Below are 26,028 nucleotides of genomic sequence, written 5' to 3'. Positions count from 1 at the left end.
ATAAAAGATGAAACATCCAGAATTATTAGTTCCGGCCAGTAGCTTAGAAGTATTAAAGATAGCGGTTAAGTTTGGCGCGGATGCAGTATATATTGGAGGAGAAGCTTTTGGATTAAGAGCAAAGGCAAAGAACTTCTCAAAGGAAGATATGAAAGCTGGGATAGAGTTTGCACACGCACATGGTGTGAAAGTTTATGTAACAGCTAATATAATAGGGCACAATACTGATTTGGAAGGTGTAGGGGAATATTTTAAGGAATTAGAATTAATGGGACCCGATGCAGTGATTATTTCTGATCCAGGAATTTTTTCAATCGCTAAGGAAGTAATTCCTAATATGGAAATCCATATCAGTACTCAAGCGAATAATACAAACTATGGAACGTATAATTTTTGGTATAAACTCGGTGCAAAGCGTGTTGTAAGTGCCAGAGAATTATCGTTGGAAGAAATCAAAGAAATACGAAAAAATGTTCCAGATGATATGGAAATAGAAAGCTTTATTCATGGTGCGATGTGTATCTCATATTCTGGTAGATGTTTACTCAGTAATTTCTTTACTGGAAGGGATGCCAATCAAGGTGCTTGCACCCATCCATGTAGATGGAAATATTCGGTTGTAGAAGAAAAAAGACCAGGAGAATATTTTCCGGTGTATGAAAATGATAATGGGACTTATATTTTTAACTCAAAAGATTTATGCATGATTGAGTATATACCAGAAGTATTACAGGCAGGAATTGATAGCCTTAAAATTGAAGGTAGAATGAAAACTGCCCTTTATGTAGCAACAGTTGCAAGAACTTATCGAAAGGCAATTGATGATTACTTAGAGTCAGAAGAAAAATATAGGCAAAATTTATCATGGTATAAAGAAGAGATTGGTAAATGTACCTATCGTAAATTTACGACAGGATTTTTCTTTGGCAAGCCAACGGAAGAAACACAAATATATGATAGCAATGTCTATGTAAGAGAATATACCTACCTTGGTATTGTAGGAGAAAAAAACGAAGAGGGATTGTATCGAATTGAACAAAGAAATAAGTTTCATGTCGGACAGTCTATTGAAGTTATGAAGCCAAATGGTGAGAATATCGAAGTAGTTGTGAAACGAATAACAGACGAAGAAGGACAGGAAATGGAGAATGCTCCACATCCAAAACAAGTATTGTTTATTGACCTTGGAGTTGAATTAGAAGAGTTTGACATTTTACGTGTAAAAGAAGATTAATAGGATGACATAATCATTATCATAAGAATAAGTTCTGCAAAAAGAAGGAAGGCTTAGTTTTCTTCTAGTAGGACTTATTCTTCTTTTTTGTGGAAAGGCACAAAGTATATGGCTGAAACATAGAATATAATAAATATTGCTTGAGGTGCTTCAATTGAGAACCTTTCCCATGCCATTAGGTGCAGATGAAGAAAAACATTATTTGGAGAGAGTTAAGGAAGGGGACATAGAGGCAAGAAATATTCTTATTGAAAGAAATTTAAGATTAGTTGCACATATTGTCAAAAAATATAGCTTTATGGAAGAAGACATTGAAGATATGATTTCAATTGGTACGATAGGGCTTATTAAGGCGGTTTCTACCTTTGATAATACGAAAGGCAACAGACTTGCCACATATGCTGCACGTTGCATTGACAATGAGCTATTAATGCTTTTAAGAACAAAGAAGAAGACGGCAAAAGATGTTTCATTATATGAACCAATTGGTACCAGCAAAGAAGGAGATGAAATTAATCTTTTAGACGTTGTCGAAGTAAACTCAGTGAGTATATATGATGAAGTAGACCTAAAACAGGATATTGAAATTTTATATAAAGTGATTGAAAGCTGTTTAAAACCAAGAGAAAAAATAGTAATTGAACTAAGGTATGGACTTTATAATAATAAGGAATATACCCAGCATGAAATTGCAAAGTATCTAGGAATATCAAGATCCTATGTGTCTCGAATCGAAAAAAATGCACTCAATCAAATAAAAAAAGCTTTTGAAAAATACAATTATATGCTATGATGCATATATAATCTAAAACCTGTCTGGTTTTATTTGCAGAGGTGACGTATCGTCACTTAAAATCCAAGATACAATTAAATGAGGAGGAGTATACGACATGTTTAGCACTGTTATGTCATCATGTGTTATTGGTATGGACAGTAAACTAGTCTATGTTGAGGCAGATGTAAGCAATGGAATGCCAACATTTGAAATGGTAGGATATCTTTCAAGTGAAGTAAGAGAAGCAAAAGAAAGGGTGAGGGCGGCGATTCGTAACACAGGAATTACTTTGCCGCCTAAAAGAATAACTGTTAACCTATCCCCTGCTGATTTAAGAAAGTCGGGCTCTCTTTTTGATTTGCCGATAGCTGCAGCGTTGTTAGCATCCCTTGAGTTAATCGATTGTAAGAACTTAGAAGATGTTTTAATTGTTGGAGAATTAAGCCTAAGTGGCGAGATAAAGCCAGTAAAAGGAATTTTGCCAATGGCATTTGCAGCCAAGCAATATGCATGTAAGAAATTTATTGTTCCAAAAGCAAATGCAAAAGAAGCATCTGTTATGCAAAATATTGAGGTGATTGGAGTTGAAACACTAGAAGAATTTATACAATACATGAAAAATCAAAAAGAAATTAAAAAGGAATCTATTAATATAGAAGAAATTTTTTCAAATCAAAAAAATTCTAGTCCACTTGACTTTAAAGATGTAAATGGACAAGTACTTGCCAAAAGAGCAAGTGAAATAGCATCTGCAGGAATGCATAATATTTTATTAATTGGACCGCCAGGGTCTGGAAAGACCATGCTTGCAAAAAGAATACCAACTATCCTCCCTCCTATTTCTTTGGAGGAAAGTATTGAAATCACTAAAATTCTTAGTATCTCTGGTAATTTAAATCAGGATTATCCACTCGTATCCAATCGACCATTTCGAAACCCACATCACACCATTACAAAAACATCATTAATCGGAGGAGGTACTTTCATAAGGCCTGGAGAAGTAAGCCTTTCCCATAGAGGTGTACTTTTTTTAGATGAACTTCCAGAGTTTAATAAATCCGTATTAGAGAGTATAAGACAACCCTTAGAAGATCGGGTAGTCAACATTTCAAAAGCGACACAAAGCTATCAATTTCCATCTAACTTCATGCTTGTAGGAGCAATGAACCCATGCGCGTGTGGCTACTATCCTGATTTGAATAAATGTTGTTGTTCCGAAACACAAGTCCTAAGATACTTAGGAAGAATTAGTGGACCTCTTTTAGATCGAATTGACATTTGCATTGAACTTCCTCAAATGAAATATGATGAATTATCAGCCAAAAGCGAAAATGAAAGTTCAAAAGATATCCAAGATAGAGTAGTACTAGCTCATAAAAGACAAGCTAAGCGTTACGAAGGAACGGAAATTTATTTTAATTCTAATTTAAATGGAAATCAAATCGCAAAGTATTGTAAATTGACAAAAGAAGTTCAAAAATATGCGGAGAATATTTTTGCAAAGATGGATTTAAGTGCTCGTGTTTATCATAGAATATTAAAAGTAGCTAGAACAATTGCAGATTTAGAAGGAGCAAAAGAAATCGAGATTCCACACATCAGTGAAGCAATCTGCTATAAAACACTGGATAAAAAATACTGGAAAAGATAGTTATAAAAAGTATGGTTGTTTATATTGTATGAAGACAAAGAAAGAGGTAAAGAGTAGAAAATGACGGAAGAAGAAAGTCTATATCGATTAAGTTGCATATCAGGAATTTATCGAAGAAAAATTAAAAAATTGTTAGATATCTATCAATCAGCAAATAAACTATTTGAGCTTAGTAATGAGGAAATTAACAAAATTAACATTCTAACAGAGAATGAGAAAAAAGCTATCATAGACAATAAAAACGATAAGCGTATAATGGAACGCTTTTGTTATTTGAAAGAACAAAACATCGAGTTTATCAGTTATAAAAATCCCTGCTATCCAGAAAAATTAAAAAATATTGCAGATGCTCCATGGTTTCTATTTAAAAAAGGAAAATTAAATGAAAAAAGACCAAGTGTTGCTATTGTAGGGGCAAGAAATTGTAGCAATTATGGAAAGGAAATGGCACTATATTATGCAAGAGAGTTAGCGGAAAATGGAGTAACCATTATCAGTGGACTAGCAAGAGGAATTGATAGTTATGCGCACAAGGGTGCGCTGGAATCAGGAGGAGAAACAATAGCTGTTTTGGGATGTGGAGTCAACGTTTGCTATCCCAAAGAAAACTATCAATTATATTGTGATATTGCAAATTCAGGAGGAATTATTTCTGAATACCAAGTTGACATGCAACCACGTCCCATGTTTTTTCCAGAAAGAAATAGAATTATAAGTGGATTAGCTGACATAATATTAGTAGTAGAAGCAAGAATAAAGAGTGGTTCTTTGATTACTGCTGATTGTGCACTTGAACAAGGAAAAGACGTTTTTGCGATACCAGGAAGAGTGACAGATAGTCTTAGTTCAGGCTGTAATCAGTTGATTAGTCAAGGCGCGGCAATTGCGAATTCACCTTCAGAAATTCTGAATGAATTGGGGATAAAATATGAAAAAAATAAAAAGTTATTGAAAAAAAGTAATAATTTACTTGAAAGAAAAGAAAATATGTTGTATAGTTGTCTAGATTTACAACCCAAAAGTCTAGATGAGATTTTGAGTAATATTGATTTAACGTATAAAGAAATTTTGATGACATTAGTAGACTTAGAGATAAAAGGGTTAATAAAAGAAACTTCAAAGAATTATTATGTAAGAATAGATGTAAAAAACCATAAGTAGACTAATGGAGGAAGTATATTATGGCTAAATATTTGGTTATCGTAGAATCACCTGCAAAGGTTAAAACAATAAAAAAATTTCTGGGAGCTAATTATCAAGTTGCAGCATCAAATGGACACGTTAGAGATTTACCAAAGAGTCAATTAGGAATTGATGTTGAACATGATTATGAACCTAAATACATCACAATACGTGGAAAAGGTGATATATTAGCAAATTTAAGGAAGGAGGCTAAAAAGGCAGATAAAGTATACCTGGCAACGGACCCTGACCGTGAAGGGGAAGCTATCTCTTGGCATTTGTCAAAAGCGTTAAAATTAACAGAAGAAAAAATGTATCGAATCAGTTTTAACGAAATTACTCAGAATGCGGTTAAGACCTCAATTAAAGAGGCGCGTGATATCGATATGGATTTGGTAAATGCGCAACAGGCAAGAAGAATGCTTGATCGAATTGTGGGATATAAGATTAGTCCGCTTCTTTGGGCAAAAGTTAAAAGAGGGTTAAGTGCAGGTAGAGTACAATCGGTTGCATTGCGTATTATTTGTGACAGAGAAGAGGAAATCAATGCTTTCATTCCAGAAGAGTATTGGTCATTAGAGGCAGCTTTTCAATTAGAAAGTGAGAAAAAACCTCTAATTGCTAAATTCCATGGAGATAGTAATGGAAAAATTAATATTAATTCAAAAGAAGAAATGGATGAAATCCTAAAAAAACTTGAGAATGCAGAATTTAAAATTGCAAGCATTAAAAAGGGAGAAAGAATAAAAAAAGCTCCACTGCCTTTTACAACCAGTACTTTACAACAAGAAGCATCCAAAAAACTTAATTTTTCAACACAAAAGACGATGCGCTTGGCACAACAGCTATATGAAGGGGTGGATATCAAGGGCAGTGGTACCGTTGGTATTATTACATACTTACGTACAGATTCTACCAGAATAGCGGAAGAAGCGGATTTGGCAGCAAGAGAATATATTAAAGATAATTACGGCTTAGAATATGTAGCGGATGAAGAGAAAAAAACAAATAAAGGCAAAAAGATACAAGATGCACATGAGGCCATACGACCTACCGATATTTCAAGACTACCGATTGATATTAAAGAATCTTTGTCAAGAGATCAATACAGATTATATCAGCTCATTTGGAAAAGATTTGCAGCAAGCAGAATGCAGGCAGCAAAATATGAGACAATAACCATTAAAATTCAAGGAAATAGTTATATTTTTGTAGTTTCAACATCTAAAATTGCTTTTGATGGCTTTATGTCCGTTTATATTCAAGAGGAGGATGAGAAAGAAGAAACAAATACATTGCTAGGTAATGTAGATGAGAATACTTCCTTGTCGTTAAAAGAATTTGATACCAAACAGCACTTTACACAACCGCCAGCACATTATACAGAGGCTACATTGGTTAAAACGTTAGAAGAGTTGGGCATTGGTAGACCAAGTACTTATTCTCCTACGATTACAACGATTATAGCAAGGCGTTATGTTGCAAAAGAAAATAAAAATCTTTATGTGACAGAGCTTGGAGAAGTCGTAAATTCTATTATGAAAACTGCCTTCCCAAGCATTGTAGATGTTAATTTTACTGCGAATCTTGAAATGTTATTAGACAAGGTTGAAGAAGGTAATGTGAATTGGAAAACGGTAATTAGTAACTTCTATCCTGATTTAGAAGAGGCAGTACAAAATGCACTATTACAATTAGGAGAATATAAAATCGAAGATGAAGTTACGGATGTAGTCTGTGAAGAATGTGGCAGAAATATGGTAATTAAATATGGTCCTCACGGAAGATTTTTAGCTTGTCCAGGTTTTCCAGATTGTAGAAATACGAAACCTTATTTAGAAAAAATTGGTGTAGAGTGTCCAAAATGTAAAAAAGATATTGTGTTAAGAAAGACCAAAAAGGGCAGAAAGTATTACGGATGCGAGGATAATCCGAATTGTGATTTTATGTCTTGGCAAAAACCTTCCAAAGTTCCTTGCAAGCAATGTGGCGGATTACTAGTCGAAAAAGGTTCTAAATTAGTTTGTATCGATGAGCAGTGTGGATACGTACAAGATAAAAAAGACGCATAACTTTCACAATGAGGATTGCTTTTGTATAATGTGTGTGATAAAATAAAAAATAAATAAAAATTGAAGAAAAATTTATAACAATTAAATAAGATATATAATTATTTCGATGCTAAAAGGATAAGGCAAAGGAGGCAAAATGAAGTGAGTGTACAATTGTTAGATAAAACTAGGAAAATAAACAAACTTTTACACAATAACAGTACTTCAAAAGTTGTATTTAATGATATTTGTAATGTTTTGACAGACATATTAAAATCAAATATTCTTGTAATTAGTAAAAAAGGTAAAGTATTAGGGATTAGCATTTGTGAAGGTGTAGATGAAATCAAAGAATTGATTGAAGATGAAGTTGGTGGATATATTGATCCGCTTTTGAATGAAAGGCTACTTGGAATCTTATCAACAAAAGAAAATGTGAATTTAGAGACGTTAGGTTTTGTTTTTGATGATGTGAGAAAATACGAGGCAATCATTACTCCAATTGATATTGCAGGAGAACGTCTAGGAACGTTATTCATATATAAAAGTGATGCAAGTTATGAGATTGATGATATTATTTTAAGTGAATATGGAACAACGGTTGTAGGCCTTGAAATGATGAGATCAGTAAATGAAGAAAACGCAGAGGAGACAAGAAAAGTTCAAATTGTTAAATCTGCAATCAGCACACTTTCTTTTTCAGAATTAGAAGCAATCACTCATATCTTTGATGAACTAGATGGAAAAGAAGGAATTTTAGTTGCAAGTAAAATTGCTGATCGAGTAGGAATTACAAGGTCTGTAATTGTAAATGCTCTTCGTAAGTTTGAAAGCGCTGGTGTGATTGAATCCAGATCTTCTGGTATGAAGGGAACGTATATTAAAGTATTAAATGATGTGATATTTGAAGAATTAGATGAAATTAAGAAAAGTAAGATGCAAAAAGCATAGTGTTTTTGCTTTATAGAGGTATAGGAGAGTATGAAGCCTATACCTCGTATTTTGTCAAATAGGGCTCTAATATTAATATTGTAGCTTTAGGAAGTATAATATTAATTTTAGGGCTAGTTTTATGCTTTGATTTGCAAATTTATTTTTTTTAGTACCACAGTACTGATATTTCTTAATTATTTACTTTATAGAAATTTTATATGTGTTAATGCTTCGTTAATAAATCAGAAAAAACTACAAAAATTTTGGTACTTAAGTCACAAAACATGGCGGAAAATGGCTAAAAAATTCGAAAAAAATAAAAAAAATTGCATTTATGTCTTGTAAAATTTGTAGGATATTTTATAATGAAGTAAGATTGTGATTCGTATGTAATAATAAATATAGGAGGAGTGAAAATATGATTGGGTCAGACGCATTTAATTATATTAATATATTAGATAAAGCGGCGGATGCTTCATGGATAAGGAATGATGTAATATCTAATAATATCGCCAACGCAACAACGCCAAATTATAAAAGACAGGATGTCAAATTTGAAGACGTTTTAGAGATGGAACTTAGGGGAGCGAAAAATATCACTTTAGATAATAAGGTGTCGAAGGTATCCTTAAAACGTTTAAACACTCAGGTATATACAGATTCAGTTGGTTATTCATATAGGTTAGATGGTAATAACGTCGATGTAGAAACAGAAAATGTTGAATTAGCGGCTAATTACATTAAATATAATATGCTAACGGATAGTATTAATCATGAATTTAAACTACTACAAGCAGTAATGAAATAATAAGGGGGAAATAAGATGTCTATTTTTAGTTCATTTGATATTAATGCATCTGGTATGACAGCTGAAAGACTTAGGCTGGATGTTATATCTCAAAATATTGCAAATTCAAGTACGACAAGAACCGGAGATGGTACACCATATCGTAGAAAGGTTGTTACTTTTGCTCCTAAGAGCAATACAGCTTTTGCGAATATTTTGTCTAATGCTCACAGTAGCTACACAGGAAGTGGAGTGAAAGTGAGTTCTATCGTAGAAGATACTTCAACGGATTTTATCAAAAAATATGATCCAGCTCATCCAGACGCAGATGAAGACGGATACGTGTCATATCCAAATGTAAATACCATTACAGAAATGACAAATATGATTGATGCAAGTAGGGCATATGAGGCAAATATCACTGCTTTTAATACAAGTAAAAATATCGCGTTAAAAGGACTTGAAATTGGAAAATAGGGAGGCTAGAACATGAACAATATAACAGCTTTAAATAGCGTTAATTCAGAATATATTAAAAATGCTGCACTCGGTAGTGCTACGTTAGATACAAAGGACAAAAGCTTTGGAACATTTTTGCAGTCAGCAGTTGATATGATAAACGAGACAAACCGTTTGCAACTAGACTATAAGAAAGAGGAATTAAACGTAGCTCTAGGTTATAGTGATAACACACATGATTTATCAATTGCACAAGAGAAAGCCACAACGGCAATTCAGTATACGGTAGCTGTTAGAGATAAATTTCTTGAAGCATACAAAGAGATAATGAATATTCAAATATAAGAAATACAAAAGAGGGAACCTTTGTAAGCTATAATTTCTATAAAAAGGGTTAGGAGATAACTAATGGAAGAAAGACTGAAGAGTATACCGAGCAGAGTATTGGCATTTTGGAATAAGTATACTGCTAAACAGAAGGCTACAATTGTTAGCGTCAGTGCAATTATAATATTTACATTAATAATTTTAGGAGTTGTGCTTTCAAGACCAAAAATGGTTACATTGATAACATGTAAATCAACAAAAGAGACATCAGAAGTAAAGAAAATACTAGAATCAAGTGGTATTGCATTAAATGTGTCAGATGATGGACTAGTTGTTTCTGTAAATAAAAAGGACATTGCGAATGCTACAATAGCCTTAGGCGAAAACAGTATACCGGCAGATGGTTATAGTATTGATGCTGCTTTAAGTGGCGGGTTTAGTACGACAGAAGCCGACAAACAAAAGAAATACAAATTATATCTTGAATCAAAACTAGAAGAAACACTAATGACCATGGATGGGGTAAAAGATGCATCTGTTAGTTTATCAATCCCGGATGAAGATGGAACGATTATATCACAGGAACTTGATACATATGCAAGTGTACTTCTTACTTTAAGTGGTTCTCTTGCTGACGGGGCACCGACTGTAATGGCTAAATATGTAGCAACTGCTGTCGGTAACAAAACAACAGATAGTGTTGTAATAATAGATTCGAATGGCAATCTCTTATATTCGGGAGAAGATAATACAAGCACAGTTGGTAATGCTAGCAATCAATTTGCTGTCAAGAACCAAGCAGAAGCTATTGTTAAAAAACAGGTGAAAGATGTCATGCTTGGAACAAATGTGTATGACAATATTGAAGTTGCTCCTAATTTAGACATTAGTTTTGATGTTGTGAATCAGACCGAGCATACGTACTCACCAGCAGATGGTCAGGAGCAAGGCTTGTTAAGCCATGAAGAAGTATATGAAAATGAGACGAAAGGTGGATCTTCAGGTGTTCCTGGTACGGATTCCAATAGTAATACTACATATGTAATAGAAGATAATGCAACATCTTCTAGCACCACCTCTCAAACATCAAGAGATTATACACCAAATGAAAAAATTACAGACACGCAGTTTGCACCTGGAAGTGTTAATTATAATTCTTCCTCTATCTCAATCGTAGCAACGAACTACATTGTTTATAACGAAGATGATTTAAGAGCTAGAGGACAATTAAATGGAATGACCTTTGCTGAATTTATGGCGGCAAATGATGTGAAGACAAAAACAACTGTGGATGATGATTTTTACACCATGGTTTCAAGAGCGACAGGGATTGCGGAAGCAAATATATCTATTGTTGCTTATGATGTGCCATTCTTCCAAGCTTCTGACTCAAGTGCAAGATCTTGGTCAGATTATTTAATGATTGCTATGATTGTATTAATCCTTGGCTTGCTTGGATTTGTTATATTCAAAAGTACAAGGCCAATTGAGGTACTTGAAACAGAGCCTGAACTATCCGTGGAGGCATTACTTGCATCTACAAAAGAAAGTTCACCGCTTGATGATATTGACTTTAATGAAAAATCAGATGCGAGAAAGTTAATAGAAAAATTTGTAGATGAAAATCCGGCTGCAGTGGCTCAGCTATTAAGAAATTGGTTGAATGAAGATTGGGAGTGAAAAAAGTATGTCTAAAACTGAAGATTTAAGTGGATTGGAAAAGGCGGCAATACTTTTGATTGCTCTTGGACCAGAAAAATCATCATTGATTTTTAAACATCTAAAAGATGATGAAATAGAAGAATTAACTTTAGAGATAGCAAATACAAGAAGTATATCACCTGCTATAAAGGAAAGAGTAATTGATGAATTTTACGAGATATGTCTTGCACAACAATACATTGCTGAAGGTGGTATTGGATATGCAAAAGAACTTCTTGAAAAAGCTCTTGGAACAGAAAAGGCAGTTGACGTTATTAGTAAACTTACTGCATCCTTACAGGTTAGACCATTTGAGTTTGTAAAGAGAGCGGATGCGTCGCAGTTACTTAACTTTATACAAGATGAACATCCTCAAACAATTGCCTTGATCTTATCGTATCTATCTTCTGGTCAAGCTTCGGCAGTTATCGGGTCTTTGGCCCCTGATAAGCAGGCAGATGTAGCAAAACGTATTGCACAAATGGACCGCACATCACCAGATGTAATCAAAGAAGTAGAACGAGTGTTGGAAAGAAAATTAGCTTCTTTAGTAAATCAAGATTATACAATTGTTGGTGGTGTGGATGCAATCGTAGAGATTTTAAATACGGTTGATAGAGGAACTGAAAAACATATTATGGAAACCCTTGAGATAGATGAGCCTGAATTAGCAGATGAAATCAGGAAGAAGATGTTTGTATTTGAAGATATTCTTTCGCTTGATGATAGAGCCATCCAAAGAGTTCTTCGTGATGTAGATAACAATGATCTCGCAGTTGCACTAAAAGGAGCAAATGAGGAAGTGCAAAATGCTATCTTTAACAACTTATCAAAACGTTTAGCGGCGATGATAAAGGAAGATATGGAGTTCATGGGACCTGTACGTATGAAAGATGTTGAAGAGGCACAGCAAAAGATTGTTAATATTATTAGAAAACTGGAAGATTCCGCAGAAATTGTTATTTCGCGAGGCGGAGGTGACGAGATAGTTGTCTAATTTGTTTAAATATCATATGGTGCAATGTGATTCGGATAAAAAAGTAATTGATTACAACGAGCTGATTGCAGAAAAATTAAGTAAACTTCAAAGTGTTGCAAATAACAAAAAACAGCCAGATGAAGGTGTAGACATAAATGGGTTTCAAGCCGGTTTGTTTGCAAGAGAAGTATCGATTACGGAAGAAATACAAGAGCAAGAAGAGATAGTACTATCTCCAGAAGAGATAATTGAAAATGCAAAGTTAGAAGCAAGCAAGTTAATAGAAGAAGCGAATCAACAAGCAGAACTGATAAAGCAGGAAGCGTTTGAGAGTGCTAATAAAGCGGGCTATGATGAAGGATATCAGCAAGCAATTACGCAAGTAAAAAAGCAAGAAGAACAACTTATGATGCAACAAAATAAAATGCTTGCGGAGTATCAATCTCAATTGGAAAAAATGGAACCACTTCTTGTAGATGCAATTATTACTGTTGTTCAAAATGTATTTAAAATAAAATTTGAAGACAATCGTAATTTAATTGTTCATTTACTAAAAATTGCGCTTGGCCAGATTGAGAGTAGCAATGATATTATAATCAAAGTATCAAAAGAAGATTATCCATTTCTTTTAAAGTACAAAGAAGTGTTAAGTAAAACAGTAACTAAAAATATTCAGATAAATATCATGGAAGAAATAAGCTTGACCAAAAACCAATGCTTAATTGAAACAGACGGCGGAGTATTTGACTGTAGTTTAGATGTACAATTAGATAATTTGTCAAAGACACTAAGAATTTTATCACTAAGCTAAAAGGTAGGGCAGGATATTGGCGTCAATTAATTTGAAAAAATATTACAATTTAAAAGATAAAACCTTTTACAAAAAGCTTGGTCGAGTAGTTAAAATTGTCGGCTTGACCATTGAATCAGTTGGACCAGATGCAAAACTAAATGATTTGTGCAAGATTGTAGCTGATTCGGACCAAGAAAAGTACATATTAGCAGAAGTGGTAGGATTTAAGGATAAGAAGATATTGCTCATGCCATATGAAAATGTAGAAGGAATTGGACTTGGTTGCATGGTAGAAAACCTTGGACATCCACTGGCAGTACCAGTAGGGGAAGAATTGCTTGGGAAGACTTTGGATGGTCTTGGAAGACCAATTGATGCCTCTGTGATTGAATGCAATCAGACATATCCAGTAGAAGCAATGCCGCCAGATCCAATGAATCGTAAAATTATCGATGAGATTTTGCCGCTTGGAGTAAAAGCTGTTGATGGTTTGATTACAGTTGGAAAAGGTCAAAGAATTGGAATTTTTGCAGGAAGTGGAGTTGGGAAAAGTACACTCCTTGGTATGTTTGCAAGAAATACCAAAGCGGACATTAATGTAATTGCACTAATTGGTGAACGTGGTCGAGAAGTAAGAGAATTTATCGAAAGAGATTTAGGTGAAGAAGGATTAAAACGCTCTGTTGTGGTCGTGGCTACGTCCGATAAGCCAGCCTTGATTCGAAATAAAGCTGCTAAAACAGCAACAGCCATTGCAGAGTATTTTAGGGATCAAGGAAAAGATGTCTTGCTTATGATGGATTCCTTAACACGATTTTCAATGGCACAAAGAGAAATTGGTTTGGCTTCTGGTGAACCACCAGTAACAAGGGGATATCCCCCTAGTGTGTACGCTGAAATGCCTAAACTTCTTGAGAGGGCGGGTAATTCAGATGTCGGCTCCATTACAGGTTTGTATACCGTGTTAGTAGATGGTGATGATTTTAATGAACCAATTACAGATACTGCTCGTAGTATTTTGGATGGACATATTATGCTATCGAGAAAATTAGGACATAAAAATCATTATCCTGCAATAGATGTATTACAAAGTATATCACGTGTTATGTCTCAAATTGCAGAGAAGGAACATAAAGAGGTCGCTGGTAAATTAAAAAATGTATTAGCCACTTATAATGAGGCAGAAGATTTAATTAATATCGGTGCTTATAAAAATGGATCAAATAAAAATATCGATTATGCAATTGAAAAAATTGATATCGTAAATACTTTTTTAAGGCAAAACGTCGATGAGAAATATGATTTTGAAGAAATTATTACCCTGTTAAATAACATTTTCAAGGAATAGTGGTGAATATATGGCTAAATTCATTTATAAGATGGAAAACATTTTAGAAATAAAATACAAACTAGAAAGCCAGGCTAAGACGAATTATGCAAATGCAGCGGCTAAGTTAAATGAAGAAAAACAAATACTTCAAAGACTTGTAGCAAGACAACGTGCTTATGAGTCAGAACTTAAAAAACTGATGAGTGATAGACTTGATATTTTAGAAATAAAAGTGTGTAAATCTGCGATTGAGAAAGCAAAGATAGATGTAAAGGCACAAATATTGCAAGTGACATTGGCTGAGAGAAATTTGGAGCAAGCAAGAATTCGTCTTTATGAAGTTATGAATGATAGAAAAATTCATGAAAAATTAAAAGAAAATGCATTTGAAGATTTTAAAAAGGAACTAGGTGTTCAAGAGGGCAAAGAAATAGACGAACTGGTAAGTTATACTTATAGTAAGGCTAGATAGATTGGTAGGTGTAGAAACGTGGCAAAGGAAAAAAGAGAAAAACTTAGCAGAAAAGAAAGAAAAGATGCAAAGAAACGCGCCAAACAACAGGGGCTTTCAGAGATAGACAAAGAAGAAACATCTGGAGGAAAGGTTACAGTTGCGATAGTAACATTATTTATTATAGCGGTATGGTTAGGAATTTTTGCACTTTTTATTAAATGGGATCTTGGAGGATTTGGCTCTACGGTATTATATCCTTTGCTAAAAGATGTTCCTGTGGTAAGTGCTATATTACCAGATACAAAAACACTAGATACTGCCATGGATGGAGATTATCCATTTGAAACATTAGCAGAAGCAGTAGAACAGATTAAGAGCTTAGAGTTACAACTAAAAACTGCACAAGATCAAATTGCAGCAAATGATGAAACGGTATCACAGCTTAACGAAGAAATAAATCGTTTGAAGACCTTCGAGCAGCAGCAAACGCAGTACCAACAGCTTAAAGCAAAGTTTGATGAAGAGATTGTATTTAATGACAATGCTCCAGGTGTTGCCGAGTACAAAGCATATTATGAAAGCATATCCCCGGATAATGCGGAATTGTTATATAAGCAAGTAGTACAGCAAATTGAATATTCAGATGAAGTGAAAGATTATGCAAAAGCCTATAGTGAAATGAAGCCTGCTCAAGCAGCTGGAATATTTGAAACTATGACAAATAATTTGGATTTGGTTGCGGAAATTTTAAGCAACATGAAGGCGGATGCAAGAGGAGGTATTCTTGGTGCAATGGACCCTGCTATCGCAGCTAAGGTTACCAAAATAATGGCACCTGAGAATAAATAATCGATGTTTATATCGATTGAAAATACAAAAGAAAGGAGGAGGCATATGAAAGCAACTTCAGTAGAAAACGTCAATCTTTTAAATACTGTTTCAAGTGAAAAAGGTTTAAAATCAGATTATGTAAAGAACAGTAGCTTTAGTAATATTATGAATAGCCTATCAGAAACTGATTTTAAGAATCTTACAAACGAATCCAATCAAAAATCATCGGATGTCACTTCAAAGAAGCAAACTTTTGAACAAGTGGTAGAAGAAAAATTAAAAAAGAGTATTACTGACGATTCTAAGACTAGTAAAGATAAAGACGTTAAAAATGTTGATTCATCAAAGTTGGATGATGCACAGCTAGATAGCCAAATAAAAGAATATTCCAAGAAAATAAAAGATGCTCTTTTAAGTGCGCTTGATATTTCAGAAGAAGACCTAGAGTCAGCGATGGAATTACTTGGAATGAACTATTTGGATTGTTTGGATAAAAACAACCTGGCACAACTTCTTATGACGATAACTGGTAATACAGACATATCTGTTTTGATTACAGATGAAACGTTATATCAAAAGTTTAATGATGTTTTAACAATGATGGATGGGATGAAAGAGACTATCTTATCTGATATGGGATTGACAGAAGAAGAACTTGCAATATTACAACAGAAATTAAAGCAATTGAACTTGTCAGCAAACGATACCACAATGGATGTGCATGTAGATGATACAATGCATACTCAATCGTTTGACCAAACACAGCAAGTAGAGTCTGTAAAAGAAACAATTATAACAAATATCACTGATTCAAAAGATTCATCGGTGAGTCAGGAAAAGTCGATAGCAAATGTATCGAATAATTTTTCTGATGAGAAATCAAATATTGATTCTTTTACAACGCAGTCTAAAGAGGATAAGAACCAACAACAAAATGAACAGTCAGATGATTTATCTGATTTGTTTGAAGAAGAAAGTAATACAGCAAGCAACTTACAAAAGTTTGCGCCAAGACAAGAGGCTGTAATAGACAATCTTACAGAAGAGGTTGTAATAAATGAGAAAACTGCTGTTGATACAGAAAGTATTTTAAGGCAGATTCAAAATCATTTTAGAGTTTCTACTACTTTAGATAACACGAAGATGGAGTTTCAGTTAAATCCAGAAAATCTTGGTAAGCTCACAATTCAGTTAGCGTCCAAAGATGGAATGATAACAGCACAGATTACAACACAAAATACGGTTGTAAAAGAAGTGATTGAAAGCCAGATACTTCAGTTAAGAGAAAATATGAATAATCAAGGGCTGAAAGTTGAAGCAGTAGAGGTTACAGTTGAAAGTCATGAGTTTGAGAGAAATCTTGAACAAGGAAGTAGTAATACCAATCAAGAACAATATGAGCAACAACAAAAAAAGACAAGACGACTCATTAATTTTAATGATCCAGAGACATTGGAAGACTTGTCAGAGGAAGAGACATTAATAGCGAATATGATGATTGGTGACGGTAATTCATTGAATTATACAGTTTAAACGGAGGTGAGAAAATGGCTTTAGTACAGCCGATTAAGGATGGAAAGCTAGTGGATACAAGTAGTTCGTCCTTATCAGACAGTTCAAAAAAGACAAATAGCAATTCTTCTTTAGATAAACAAGCATTTTTACAGTTATTGGTTGCCCAGATGAAGTATCAAGATCCTTTAGAACCTACTTCAAATACAGAGTATATCGCTCAGTTGGCTACATTTTCACAACTTGAGGCAACTCAAAATCTACAAAGTTCCTATGAACAAAGTCAAGCTTCTAGCTTAGTAGGAAAGCCTGTAATTATGAAGACGACATCCAAGTCAACAGGAGATACCTACTCTACAGTAGGCTATGTAGATGCTGTAATGATGTCAAACGGTAAGCCTTATTTATATATCAACAGTAATTATTATTCACTGAGTGATTTGGATACTGTTCTTGATGAAGAATATTTTAAGGAATATTTAAAGAGTATTGAAGATTCCACAACTGGTACTGATGATACAAAAACAGATGATACAAAAACAGATGATACAAAAACAGACGATAAATCGAAAGATGATACAACTGCTTAGAAATATCTAATGTTTTATAAATGGAGGTAATTATGAAGCTGAATAATAGTCAATTCACTTCCATTGAGCAGGTTACAGGGAAGTACCTGAACAGAAATACTGTTACGAAATCAGACATAGCAGGAACTACTTCATCCTTTGATAAAATTTTAAAGCAAAAACAACTGGATGAGGCAGAAAAGACATCAGAATTAAAATTTTCTAAGCATGCAAATGATAGACTTGCATCAAGAAATATCGATATTTCTGATGAACAAATGACAAGACTGCTAAGTGGTACAAAACAGGCCAATGAGAAGGGAATCAATGAATCACTGGTGATTGTTGATAACCTTGCATTTATAGTAAATGTAAAGAACAATACAGTAATCACGGCGATGGAACAAAGCGATACTGGGGAAAATGTATACACAAATATTGACGGAGCAGTCATTATATAAGCTGGACCTTATAAGGAGGCTTAGTGTCTTTGATAGATAGAGGAGACACACTGCTTTAATCGTATAAATAATAGGAGGTCATTTCATTATGATGAGATCATTATATTCTGGTGTATCAGGTCTTAAAACACACCAGACAAAGATGGATGTAATTGGTAATAATATTGCCAATGTTAACACAGTAGGTTATAAGTCACAAAACGTAACATTTCAAGATGTTATGTATCAAACGATTTCTTTTGCTTCTGGACCGAATCCAAACACAGGAGCAGGTGGAGTAAATGCTAAACAAATTGGTCTTGGTGTTACCACTGGAGCTATCAGCACTACGATTACCACTTCGGGTGCAACACAAACAACAAACAATCCGTTTGATATTAGAATTACAGGGGATAGCTTCTTTGTTGTAAATAATGGTACCCAGAATTATTTTACAAAAGCTGGTAACTTTACCATTGATTCAGCTGGAAACTTAGTAATGTCAACCACGGGATATAATGTTATGGGTTGGCAAGTAGTAGATGGAGAGATTGTAAAAGGGACTGTTTCACCTCTTAAGCTAATGGCTACTGCGAATCTTACATCTGCTCCTGAAGCAACAACGAAGGCTAATTTCAGTGGAGTAGTGGATAAAGAAAATTCAGATGTCAATTCTGCTAAAGGTTATGTAAGTAATTTAGAATTTTATGATGCACTAGGATATGCTTATAAAGCAAACTTTACTCTACATAACGCAGAAGGACTAACCGATGCGGGTGGAAATCTATTACCAGAGGGAAGCTTTTACATGAGCTTAGATGATATTCTAGATGGTGAAAATGCTTCGGTTTTAGCATCTTCAGGTGCAACATTTGGTAGTACGTTGAATTTTACTGATGCAGATGGCAATCCCGTAACTGTAAACAACGCGATTTTAGTTACTTACAATCAAGCGGATGGAACATTAAGTGCGATTGATGGTACTGCGGGTGCTACTACTTCAATGCTATCATTTGGTACAGGCCCTGATCAGCAGAAATTTTCTAACATCACAGTTGATTTTTCAGGCAGCCAGATGAAGGGCAATAAAGGTGTTATGTCAGCGAACATACTCAAAGGTGATGCGAACAAAGATGGTACAGGAAGATTGCTTGGAAAAATGATTGGTATTTCTATTAGTAATGATGGAAAAATCTATGGTAGCTATAGCAATGGTGATGATAAGTTATTAGGACAAATAGCAGTTGCAGAGTTTTCGAATCCTTCTGGTTTGTCAAAAGAAGGTCAAAACTTATATTCAGCAACCTTAAACTCAGGAGATTTTGATGGAATCGGTATAGATATTACCGCAAACAATGGAAGTATGGCTACTGGTGTGTTAGAAATGTCAAACGTTGATTTATCCTCAGAGTTTACAGAAATGATTACAACACAAAGAGGTTTCCAGGCGAATTCAAGGATTATAACTGTTTCAGATACTATGATTGAAGAATTAGTTAATCTTAAGAGAGGTTAGTTTTAAGTAACATATTCCAAAATACTCTTTTGGAAATATATTTATATATGACCAATAGAGTATTTTGGAAAACATTAAATTTTTGTTAAAAGTAAAAGTTTTATAAATTAGACAAAAAGCATTGATTATTGTAACAAAGTTAATTATAAATGGAATAGGAAGATTTATAACTCAAGGAGGAGTGCCATGATTGAAGTGACAAAGCTAAACGATAAGAAAATATCAATAAATGCAGAATTGATAGAATCAGTGGAAGAAACTCCTGATACAGTAATTTCATTTACGACAGGCAAGAAGATTGTTGTAAAAGAAAGTAGACAAGACATTAAAAATTTAGTAATATCATATAAAAAGGAAATTTTTGCGGGAATATTGAATAATTAGTAATTTCCTGACACAACGAAAGATGGGGTAGGTGACAGTCGTGGATATAGCTTCAATTATTGGATTGTTTGGATGTTTTTTTATTATAATATTTGGTATTGTAACTGGTAATTTGGGATTTGCAGCACTACCGAATTTTTGGGACTTGCCTTCTATTATCATTACGATAGGCGGAACCTTTGTTTGTGTAATGGCATCAGTTAGTATGAAAGATTTTATTGCTGGTTTATCTAGCATTAGACTTGTATTTAAGTCCCCGACAGGAGACGAAGCTGGAACAATTAGAACTATTATTGATTTGTCGAATGTAGCTCGAAAAGAAGGGTTACTTTCATTGGAAGAAGCAGCAAATAACTTAGAAGATGAATTCCTTAAAAAGGGAATTTTACTTATAGTAGATGGTACTGATCCAGAATTGGTTCGTGCCATATTAGAAACAGAACTATCCTGCATCGAAGCAAGGCATAAAAAAACAATAAGTTTTTGGGAAACAGTAGGTGCAATGGGTCCTGCATGGGGTATGATTGGTACTTTGATTGGTTTGATTAACATGCTTAAAGTATTGGCTGATTCAGCCTCTATTGGGCCTAACATGGCAACAGCCTTGGTTACTACTTTTTATGGTTCTGTATTAGCGAACTGGATAAGTGCTCCAGTAGCGAGTAAGTTGAAAGTAAATAACAGTATTGAGATAATGTTAAAAGAAGTTATTATTGAAGGACTCTTATCCATTCAGGCAGGTGAGAATCCAAGAGTAATAGAAGAGAAATTAAAATCATTCTTATCACCAAAGCAAAGAATTGAGTTTTCAGCAGCTAGTGGTGAGGAGACATTGGCTACAAGCGGCGGAGGTGAGAACTAATGGCTAGAAAGAAACAAGAAGATGCGCCAGCACCTGGAGCACCTGCTTGGACGGCAACATTTAGTGATTTAATGAATTTGCTCCTATGTTTCTTTGTATTGCTCTTTTCAATGTCTAATGTAGATGCTGAAAAGTATGAGCAAGTAGCCGCTTCGTTAGCAAGCAGTTTTAGCATTCTATCAGGTGGAGGGAGTGCAATTGGTGAAGGTGTACTTATTTCAAGTGGAATAAGTCAGTTAACTGACTTGGATCAATACTTTACATCTATGGGTAAAAATGACGAAGGTGATATAGAATTAGATGAGAAGTCAGAATACGAAGCACAAGCTTTAAATGAATCAGAAAAGATGGCAGAAGAAATTGAGCAAATAATTGAAAATAGTGGAATTAGTGAATACGTTGAAGTTGATTTTAATTCACACTATGTACTTCTAACGTTAAATGGTGCGTTTTTATTTGATTCTGGAAGTGCTAAGATAAAAGAAGATTCTTTGTCACTAATGGATAAAATAGGAATCATAATTGAAAAATACTCCGAGCGTTTGGTAGAAATAGAAGGACATACAGATAATGTTCCAATATCTAATTATAAGTTCAAGAATAATAATGAGTTGTCTACAGCCAGAGCGTTAGCTGTATTGGAATATTACATAGATAAAGGAATTAACCCAATTCGATTAAAGTCTTCAGGACGTGGGGAATATGTGCCTGTTGCAGATAACTCGACAACAGAAGGCCGGGCGCGTAATAGACGAGTTGAGGTTAAGATATATAATTCTTACAATGACTATTAAAGGAGTAAAGTGATGAAGAAAAATATTTTTAGTATTTTGATTTTAGCGTTCGTAATAGTAAATTTGGTATTGACGACTATTATGATGTTTAGTATTGTGCCTATGGCAAAGAAGACAAATGCATTGATTACTCAGATTTGCAGTGTTCTTGATTTAGAATTAGAGGCGAATAAGAGCGCAGATGGAGAAGAGAATATATCAATTGATCAAATTGCAACGTATGATATTGCGGATAAATTTACAGTTAATTTGAAAAAAGATGGAGATGGAAAAGACCATTTTGCAGTATTTTCTGTTACACTTTCCATGGATACAAAAAATGAAGGATATAAAACTTATGGTGAAAAAATAAGTGAAAAAGAGAGTTTGATTAAAAGTGAAATAAATGATGTTGTTTCTAGCTTCACATTAGAAGAAGCGCAATCAGACAGAGAAGCATTGCAAGAAGCATTGAAACAGAGAATGATTAAAATGTTTGATTCGGATTTTATTATAAAAGTAGCTTTTAGAGATATTGTTTTCCAGTAAAATCAGACTAAAAGAAAGTGCTATCAGGAGGTGAGTAATATGGGAGAGGTGTTATCTCAAAGTGAAATTGATAATTTGCTTAATGCATTGAGTTCAGGTGAACTAGATGTTGAAGATATTAACGGAACCTCTGAAAAACAAATAAGAAATTATGACTTTGCCAGACCGTCGAAATTTTCGAAAGAACATTTGCGAACATTGGAAATTATTTTTGAGCATTATGGCAGATTGCTTTCAACCAATTTACCAGGTTACTTAAGAAAGAATATACAGGTTGAAGTAATGAATTCAGAAGCGGTTACCTATTCAGAATTCACCAATGCATTATCAAATCCTGTTATTTTAGGGGTTGTTAATTTTGCGCCATTGGCTGGGAACATAATTTTAGAACTTGCTACCAATTTAGGCTATTCAATTATAGACCGTATGCTAGGTGGATACGGAAAGCCATTGGAAAAAAATAGGGATTTTTCAGAGATTGAGTTAACTGTATTAGAAAGAATTATGATTATTTGTACAAATCTATTACGAGAGCCTTGGCAAAATGTAGTCAATATTGAACCTAGGCTAGAGAGAATAGAAACCAATCCTCAGTTTGCGCAGGTGATTTCGCCAAGTGAAATGATTGCCATTGTCACCTTGTCCATAAAAATAGGCGATGTTGAAGGACTCATGAATATATGTTTACCGTTTATTACTTTAGAAGATGTAATGGATAAGCTGAATACAAAATACTGGTATTCTACAATGCAAAAGGATGATGAGGAATCCTACGAGGAGATAATACAAAGTTTAATTAGTAGAGCGAATATACCTGTTCGTACTGTTCTTGGTACAAGCTCCATTGCAGTAAATGATTTTGTAAATTTACAAATTGGAGATATTATAAAGTTAGATTCAAAAGTTGATCAAGAGTTGGATGTGTTTGTGGGGAATATAAAAAAATTTACTGCCCTGCCTGGTTCATCTGGAGATGCCTACGCGGTGAGAGTTACATCAATAATAAGAGAGGAGCAGTGAAGTTATGGACGGAATGTTATCGCAGGAAGAAATTAATGCATTGTTAAATGGTACAATGGATGATGCAAAAAGTGTAAATGACTCAGCTGAATTACTGACAGAGGCAGAAAAAGATGCTGTGGGCGAGATTGCAAATATAAGTATGGGTACAGCAGCTACTACATTATTTTCACTTGTTAATACAAAGGTTACAATCACAACTCCAGTTGTTACATATGCAACATGGGACGATATTGCACAAGATTATGACAGACCATGTGTTTTCATACAAATATCATATAAAGATGGTTTAGATGGGAACAACATTCTCATATTAAAAGAGAGAGATGTAAAGGTTATTACTGACCTTATGATGGGGGGAGATGGTACAAATGTTGAGGAAGAGATTAGCGAACTTCATGTAAGCGCCATCTGCGAGGCTATGAATCAGATGATGGGTTCTTCAGCAACATCTCTATCTTCCATGTTAAACAAGGTAGTAGATATTAGTCCACCAGTCGCTACAGTAGTTGATTTAAATGATACCGTTGACGAAGGTGAAATAGCTTCTTTCTTAACAGGAACTTTTATAAAGGTTGCATTTAAGATGGAAATCGAAGGTCTTGTTGATAGTAGTATCATGCAGCTATACCCAGTGGAATTTGCAAAGGAGCTTTATGAAAAGTTTGTAGCGACACATGGTGAAAGTGAAGTTAAAGTAAAGTCAACGAATGAGGTGCCAGCACAAGATGTTTCACAACAACAGATGACTGGACAGCCACAGCAGACTATGGAAGGGATGGGAGTATCAATGCAGCAACCGTATATGCAGATGCCATATATGCAACCGACAAATATGCAGCAACAGCCATATATGCAACAACCATATATGCAAACGCCGCCTCAAAATATTCAACCTGCACAATTCCAACCGTTTACAAATACTGGTTTTGTAAGTGGGAATGAAAATATTGATCTTATTATGGATGTGCCTTTGCAGGTAACGGTAGAATTAGGACGAACCAGTAAGTCAATTCAAGAGATTTTAGAGTTTTCACCTGGTACAATTATTGAATTAAATAAAATCGCAGGTGAGCCAATTGATGTTTTAGTGAATGGCAAGTATGTAGCAAAAGGTGAAGTAGTGGTAATTGAAGAGAGTTTCGGTGTGAGAATAACTGAAATTATTAAATAGTGAAATTTAAAATAATATAAATCAATATTATAATATTTAGAAAATAGGAGTTGAAAATATGGCTAAAAATATTTTGATTTGTGATGATGCAGCATTTATGAGAATGATGATAAAGGACATTTTAACTAAAAATGGTTATAATGTAATTGGTGAAGCAGAAAATGGAGCTAAAGCAGTTGAAAAATATAACGAGACGAAACCTGATTTAGTGTTAATGGATATTACAATGCCAGAGATGGATGGAATTCAAGCTTTAAAGAAAATCGTTGCAGGTGATCCAAAAGCTTTGGTTATTATGTGTTCTGCGATGGGACAACAAGCTATGGTAATTGAATCAATTCAATCAGGTGCAAAGGACTTTATTGTAAAACCTTTTCAGGCAGATCGAGTACTAGAAGCTGTTAAAAAGGTAGTTGGTTAAGTTCGGATTAGAAAAGTATAACATAATAGAAAGGTAGCTTTGCTAACTTTCTATTGTTATTAGCAAAAAGGAAGAAAAATAATATGTATATAGCAGTTTCGCAAAGTTCCAGGTTTGAAAGTATATGGCAATTAATTTCCGTTAGTATCATATTTCTTATTGTTTTGGGACTATCCTACTTTACAACAAAATGGATTTCTAAAATACAAAAGAAGCAATCCTTCAATAAAAATATTGAAGTAATAGAAACATTTAAAATAACAACAAATAAGTATATACAGATTATCAGAACTGGTGAAAAATATTTAGTAATTGCTATAGCAAAAGATAATATTTCGATGTTAACAGAGTTGACTGAGCAACAGCTTAATTTAACTATGGATGAAGAGGTGTCGAAAGAGACGTTTGGTGAAATATTAAATAGAATGAAAGATTTAAAACACAAGAAGTAGGCAGGTTAATCAAATGACAATAAAAAAAGTAACAACAAATAAAATAAGTATATTGTTAGGATTGTTTTTTGGAATTATATTAATGGTTAGTTTTGCATCAAACACTGCTTATGCAACTTCCCAAACAACAACGACACAAGATGGTAATACAACAACCACTAACAGTTCTAATGTGGATACACTTAGTCCAAGTAATACGGTTGGTGGATTAAACATCAATTATAATAATAATGGAGAAGGCGGGTTATCGGCTAATATAAAAATACTTTTATTCTTAACGATAATTTCTTTGGCCCCTTCCATTTTGATAATGCTTACTTCTTTTACAAGAATTATAATTGTATTACACTTTACGAGGAATGCATTAAATACCCAGACAGCTCCTCCGAATCAGGTTTTGGTTGGATTATCCTTATTCTTAACATTATTTATCATGGGACCTATATTTACTCAAATTAATGATACGGCTATTAAACCGTTGGATGCAGGTCAAATAACACAGGAACAAGCATTAGAAACTGGCTTAAAACCATTAAGAGAGTTTATGTTTAAACAAACTCAGACTAAGGACATACAATTATTCCTTGATATCGCTCAAATTAATAACATTGAAAAACAAGAAGAAATACCTATTTCTGTTTTGATACCAAGTTTTATTATTAGCGAGCTTCGTTCAGCATTTATAATGGGATTTTTAATTTATATACCATTTATTATCATTGACATGGTTGTTGCATCTACACTTATGTCGATGGGTATGATGATGTTACCACCAACAACAATCTCGATGCCTTTTAAAATTTTATTATTTATTTTGGCGGACGGTTGGAATTTGATTATAGGTAACTTGGTAAAAACGTTTTATTAAT

28 protein-coding genes are annotated in these 26,028 nt (G+C 34.0%); all 28 read left to right on the top strand.

The features are described 5' to 3' along the window. Window positions 1-7: 7 nt before the first annotated feature. The 28 genes from F7O84_RS08960 (at window position 8) to fliP (ending at window position 26,027) form a co-directional block, all read left to right on the top strand. Window positions 8-1,234, top strand: coding sequence for a peptidase U32 family protein (locus F7O84_RS08960; RefSeq protein ID WP_151144255.1), 1,227 nt, complete (start codon window positions 8-10; stop codon window positions 1,232-1,234). A 154-nt stretch (window positions 1,235-1,388) separates the two neighbouring features. After that, window positions 1,389-2,027, top strand: a complete 639-nt coding sequence (sigK, locus tag F7O84_RS08955) for an RNA polymerase sporulation sigma factor SigK (protein WP_151144254.1) — start codon at window positions 1,389-1,391, stop codon at window positions 2,025-2,027. Window positions 2,028-2,139: 112 nt separating this feature from the next. Further along, window positions 2,140-3,660: a YifB family Mg chelatase-like AAA ATPase gene (locus F7O84_RS08950; protein WP_243140848.1), complete on the top strand. Its 1,521-nt coding sequence runs from the start codon at window positions 2,140-2,142 to the stop codon at window positions 3,658-3,660. Between the two features lie 60 nt (window positions 3,661-3,720). Further along, window positions 3,721-4,821 (top strand): DNA-processing protein DprA, encoded by a 1,101-nt coding sequence (gene dprA / locus F7O84_RS08945; RefSeq protein ID WP_151144252.1) that lies wholly within the window; start codon window positions 3,721-3,723, stop codon window positions 4,819-4,821. 20 nt (window positions 4,822-4,841) lie between these two features. Further along, the gene (gene topA, locus F7O84_RS08940) at window positions 4,842-6,914 is read left to right on the top strand and encodes a type I DNA topoisomerase (RefSeq protein ID WP_151144251.1); all 2,073 of its coding nucleotides are present in this window, start codon (window positions 4,842-4,844) and stop codon (window positions 6,912-6,914) included. A gap of 141 nt (window positions 6,915-7,055) precedes the next feature. Beyond that, entirely contained in the window at window positions 7,056-7,844 is a 789-nt protein-coding gene (codY, locus tag F7O84_RS08935) for a GTP-sensing pleiotropic transcriptional regulator CodY (protein WP_151144250.1), read from the top strand. A gap of 400 nt (window positions 7,845-8,244) precedes the next feature. Beyond that, a complete protein-coding gene (gene flgB, locus F7O84_RS08930; protein ID WP_151144249.1) occupies window positions 8,245-8,634 on the top strand; it encodes a flagellar basal body rod protein FlgB in 390 nt (129 codons plus the stop codon). A gap of 15 nt (window positions 8,635-8,649) precedes the next feature. Beyond that, window positions 8,650-9,090 (top strand): flagellar basal body rod protein FlgC, encoded by a 441-nt coding sequence (flgC, locus tag F7O84_RS08925; protein WP_151144248.1) that lies wholly within the window; start codon window positions 8,650-8,652, stop codon window positions 9,088-9,090. Window positions 9,091-9,102: 12 nt separating this feature from the next. Beyond that, window positions 9,103-9,417, top strand: a complete 315-nt coding sequence (gene fliE, locus F7O84_RS08920) for a flagellar hook-basal body complex protein FliE (RefSeq protein WP_151144247.1) — start codon at window positions 9,103-9,105, stop codon at window positions 9,415-9,417. Window positions 9,418-9,480: 63 nt separating this feature from the next. After that, entirely contained in the window at window positions 9,481-11,079 is a 1,599-nt protein-coding gene (locus F7O84_RS08915) for a flagellar M-ring protein FliF C-terminal domain-containing protein (RefSeq protein WP_151144246.1), read from the top strand. A gap of 7 nt (window positions 11,080-11,086) precedes the next feature. Further along, window positions 11,087-12,097, top strand: coding sequence for a flagellar motor switch protein FliG (gene fliG, locus F7O84_RS08910; RefSeq protein WP_151144245.1), 1,011 nt, complete (start codon window positions 11,087-11,089; stop codon window positions 12,095-12,097). Further along, window positions 12,090-12,890 (top strand): FliH/SctL family protein, encoded by an 801-nt coding sequence (locus tag F7O84_RS08905; protein WP_192451704.1) that lies wholly within the window; start codon window positions 12,090-12,092, stop codon window positions 12,888-12,890. The genes fliG and F7O84_RS08905 overlap by 8 nt, the downstream gene beginning before the upstream one ends. Window positions 12,891-12,915: 25 nt before the next feature. Further along, entirely contained in the window at window positions 12,916-14,220 is a 1,305-nt protein-coding gene (gene fliI / locus F7O84_RS08900) for a flagellar protein export ATPase FliI (protein WP_334296151.1), read from the top strand. Window positions 14,221-14,230: 10 nt separating this feature from the next. Further along, window positions 14,231-14,674 carry a flagellar export protein FliJ gene (gene fliJ, locus F7O84_RS08895; RefSeq protein WP_151144242.1) on the top strand — a complete coding sequence of 148 codons (444 nt, stop codon included), beginning with the start codon at window positions 14,231-14,233 and terminating at the stop codon, window positions 14,672-14,674. An 18-nt stretch (window positions 14,675-14,692) separates the two neighbouring features. Beyond that, window positions 14,693-15,505: a MotE family protein gene (locus tag F7O84_RS08890; RefSeq protein ID WP_151144241.1), complete on the top strand. Its 813-nt coding sequence runs from the start codon at window positions 14,693-14,695 to the stop codon at window positions 15,503-15,505. A 45-nt stretch (window positions 15,506-15,550) separates the two neighbouring features. Then, window positions 15,551-17,020, top strand: a complete 1,470-nt coding sequence (locus tag F7O84_RS08885) for a flagellar hook-length control protein FliK (RefSeq protein ID WP_192451703.1) — start codon at window positions 15,551-15,553, stop codon at window positions 17,018-17,020. Window positions 17,021-17,034: 14 nt separating this feature from the next. Further along, window positions 17,035-17,589 carry a flagellar hook assembly protein FlgD gene (locus F7O84_RS08880; RefSeq protein ID WP_151144239.1) on the top strand — a complete coding sequence of 185 codons (555 nt, stop codon included), beginning with the start codon at window positions 17,035-17,037 and terminating at the stop codon, window positions 17,587-17,589. 32 nt (window positions 17,590-17,621) lie between these two features. Continuing rightward, on the top strand, window positions 17,622-18,029 hold the full coding sequence (locus F7O84_RS08875) for a TIGR02530 family flagellar biosynthesis protein (RefSeq protein WP_151144238.1): 408 nt from the start codon (window positions 17,622-17,624) through the stop codon (window positions 18,027-18,029). Window positions 18,030-18,117: 88 nt separating this feature from the next. Further along, complete coding sequence (locus F7O84_RS08870) at window positions 18,118-19,524, top strand: flagellar hook protein FlgE (RefSeq protein WP_151144237.1); 1,407 nt, start codon at window positions 18,118-18,120, stop codon at window positions 19,522-19,524. Between the two features lie 186 nt (window positions 19,525-19,710). Continuing rightward, window positions 19,711-19,908: a flagellar FlbD family protein gene (locus F7O84_RS08865; RefSeq protein WP_151144236.1), complete on the top strand. Its 198-nt coding sequence runs from the start codon at window positions 19,711-19,713 to the stop codon at window positions 19,906-19,908. A 40-nt stretch (window positions 19,909-19,948) separates the two neighbouring features. Continuing rightward, the gene (locus F7O84_RS08860; RefSeq protein ID WP_151144235.1) at window positions 19,949-20,770 is read left to right on the top strand and encodes a motility protein A; all 822 of its coding nucleotides are present in this window, start codon (window positions 19,949-19,951) and stop codon (window positions 20,768-20,770) included. Further along, window positions 20,770-21,564: an OmpA/MotB family protein gene (locus F7O84_RS08855; protein ID WP_151144234.1), complete on the top strand. Its 795-nt coding sequence runs from the start codon at window positions 20,770-20,772 to the stop codon at window positions 21,562-21,564. Before F7O84_RS08860 ends, F7O84_RS08855 begins: the two co-directional genes overlap by 1 nt. Before the next feature lie 12 nt (window positions 21,565-21,576). Further along, window positions 21,577-22,092 carry a flagellar basal body-associated FliL family protein gene (locus F7O84_RS08850; RefSeq protein ID WP_151144233.1) on the top strand — a complete coding sequence of 172 codons (516 nt, stop codon included), beginning with the start codon at window positions 21,577-21,579 and terminating at the stop codon, window positions 22,090-22,092. 39 nt (window positions 22,093-22,131) lie between these two features. After that, complete coding sequence (gene fliM, locus F7O84_RS08845) at window positions 22,132-23,112, top strand: flagellar motor switch protein FliM (RefSeq protein WP_151144232.1); 981 nt, start codon at window positions 22,132-22,134, stop codon at window positions 23,110-23,112. Between the two features lie 4 nt (window positions 23,113-23,116). Further along, complete coding sequence (gene fliY / locus F7O84_RS08840) at window positions 23,117-24,286, top strand: flagellar motor switch phosphatase FliY (protein WP_151144231.1); 1,170 nt, start codon at window positions 23,117-23,119, stop codon at window positions 24,284-24,286. A gap of 58 nt (window positions 24,287-24,344) precedes the next feature. Continuing rightward, window positions 24,345-24,707: a response regulator gene (locus F7O84_RS08835; protein ID WP_099468866.1), complete on the top strand. Its 363-nt coding sequence runs from the start codon at window positions 24,345-24,347 to the stop codon at window positions 24,705-24,707. Between the two features lie 83 nt (window positions 24,708-24,790). Then, window positions 24,791-25,159, top strand: a complete 369-nt coding sequence (locus F7O84_RS08830) for a flagellar biosynthetic protein FliO (RefSeq protein WP_151144230.1) — start codon at window positions 24,791-24,793, stop codon at window positions 25,157-25,159. A gap of 13 nt (window positions 25,160-25,172) precedes the next feature. After that, window positions 25,173-26,027: a flagellar type III secretion system pore protein FliP gene (gene fliP / locus F7O84_RS08825; protein ID WP_151144229.1), complete on the top strand. Its 855-nt coding sequence runs from the start codon at window positions 25,173-25,175 to the stop codon at window positions 26,025-26,027. The last annotated feature ends 1 nt before the right edge of the window (window position 26,028 follow it).

Origin of the sequence: Candidatus Galacturonatibacter soehngenii (assembly GCF_008830185.1) — a bacterium.
In the GTDB taxonomy this organism is placed as follows: domain Bacteria; phylum Bacillota; class Clostridia; order Lachnospirales; family Lachnospiraceae; genus Lachnotalea; species Lachnotalea soehngenii.
The sequence above is the reverse complement of the archived record's forward strand: the minus strand, read 5'-3'. Positions and strand labels throughout refer to the sequence as shown.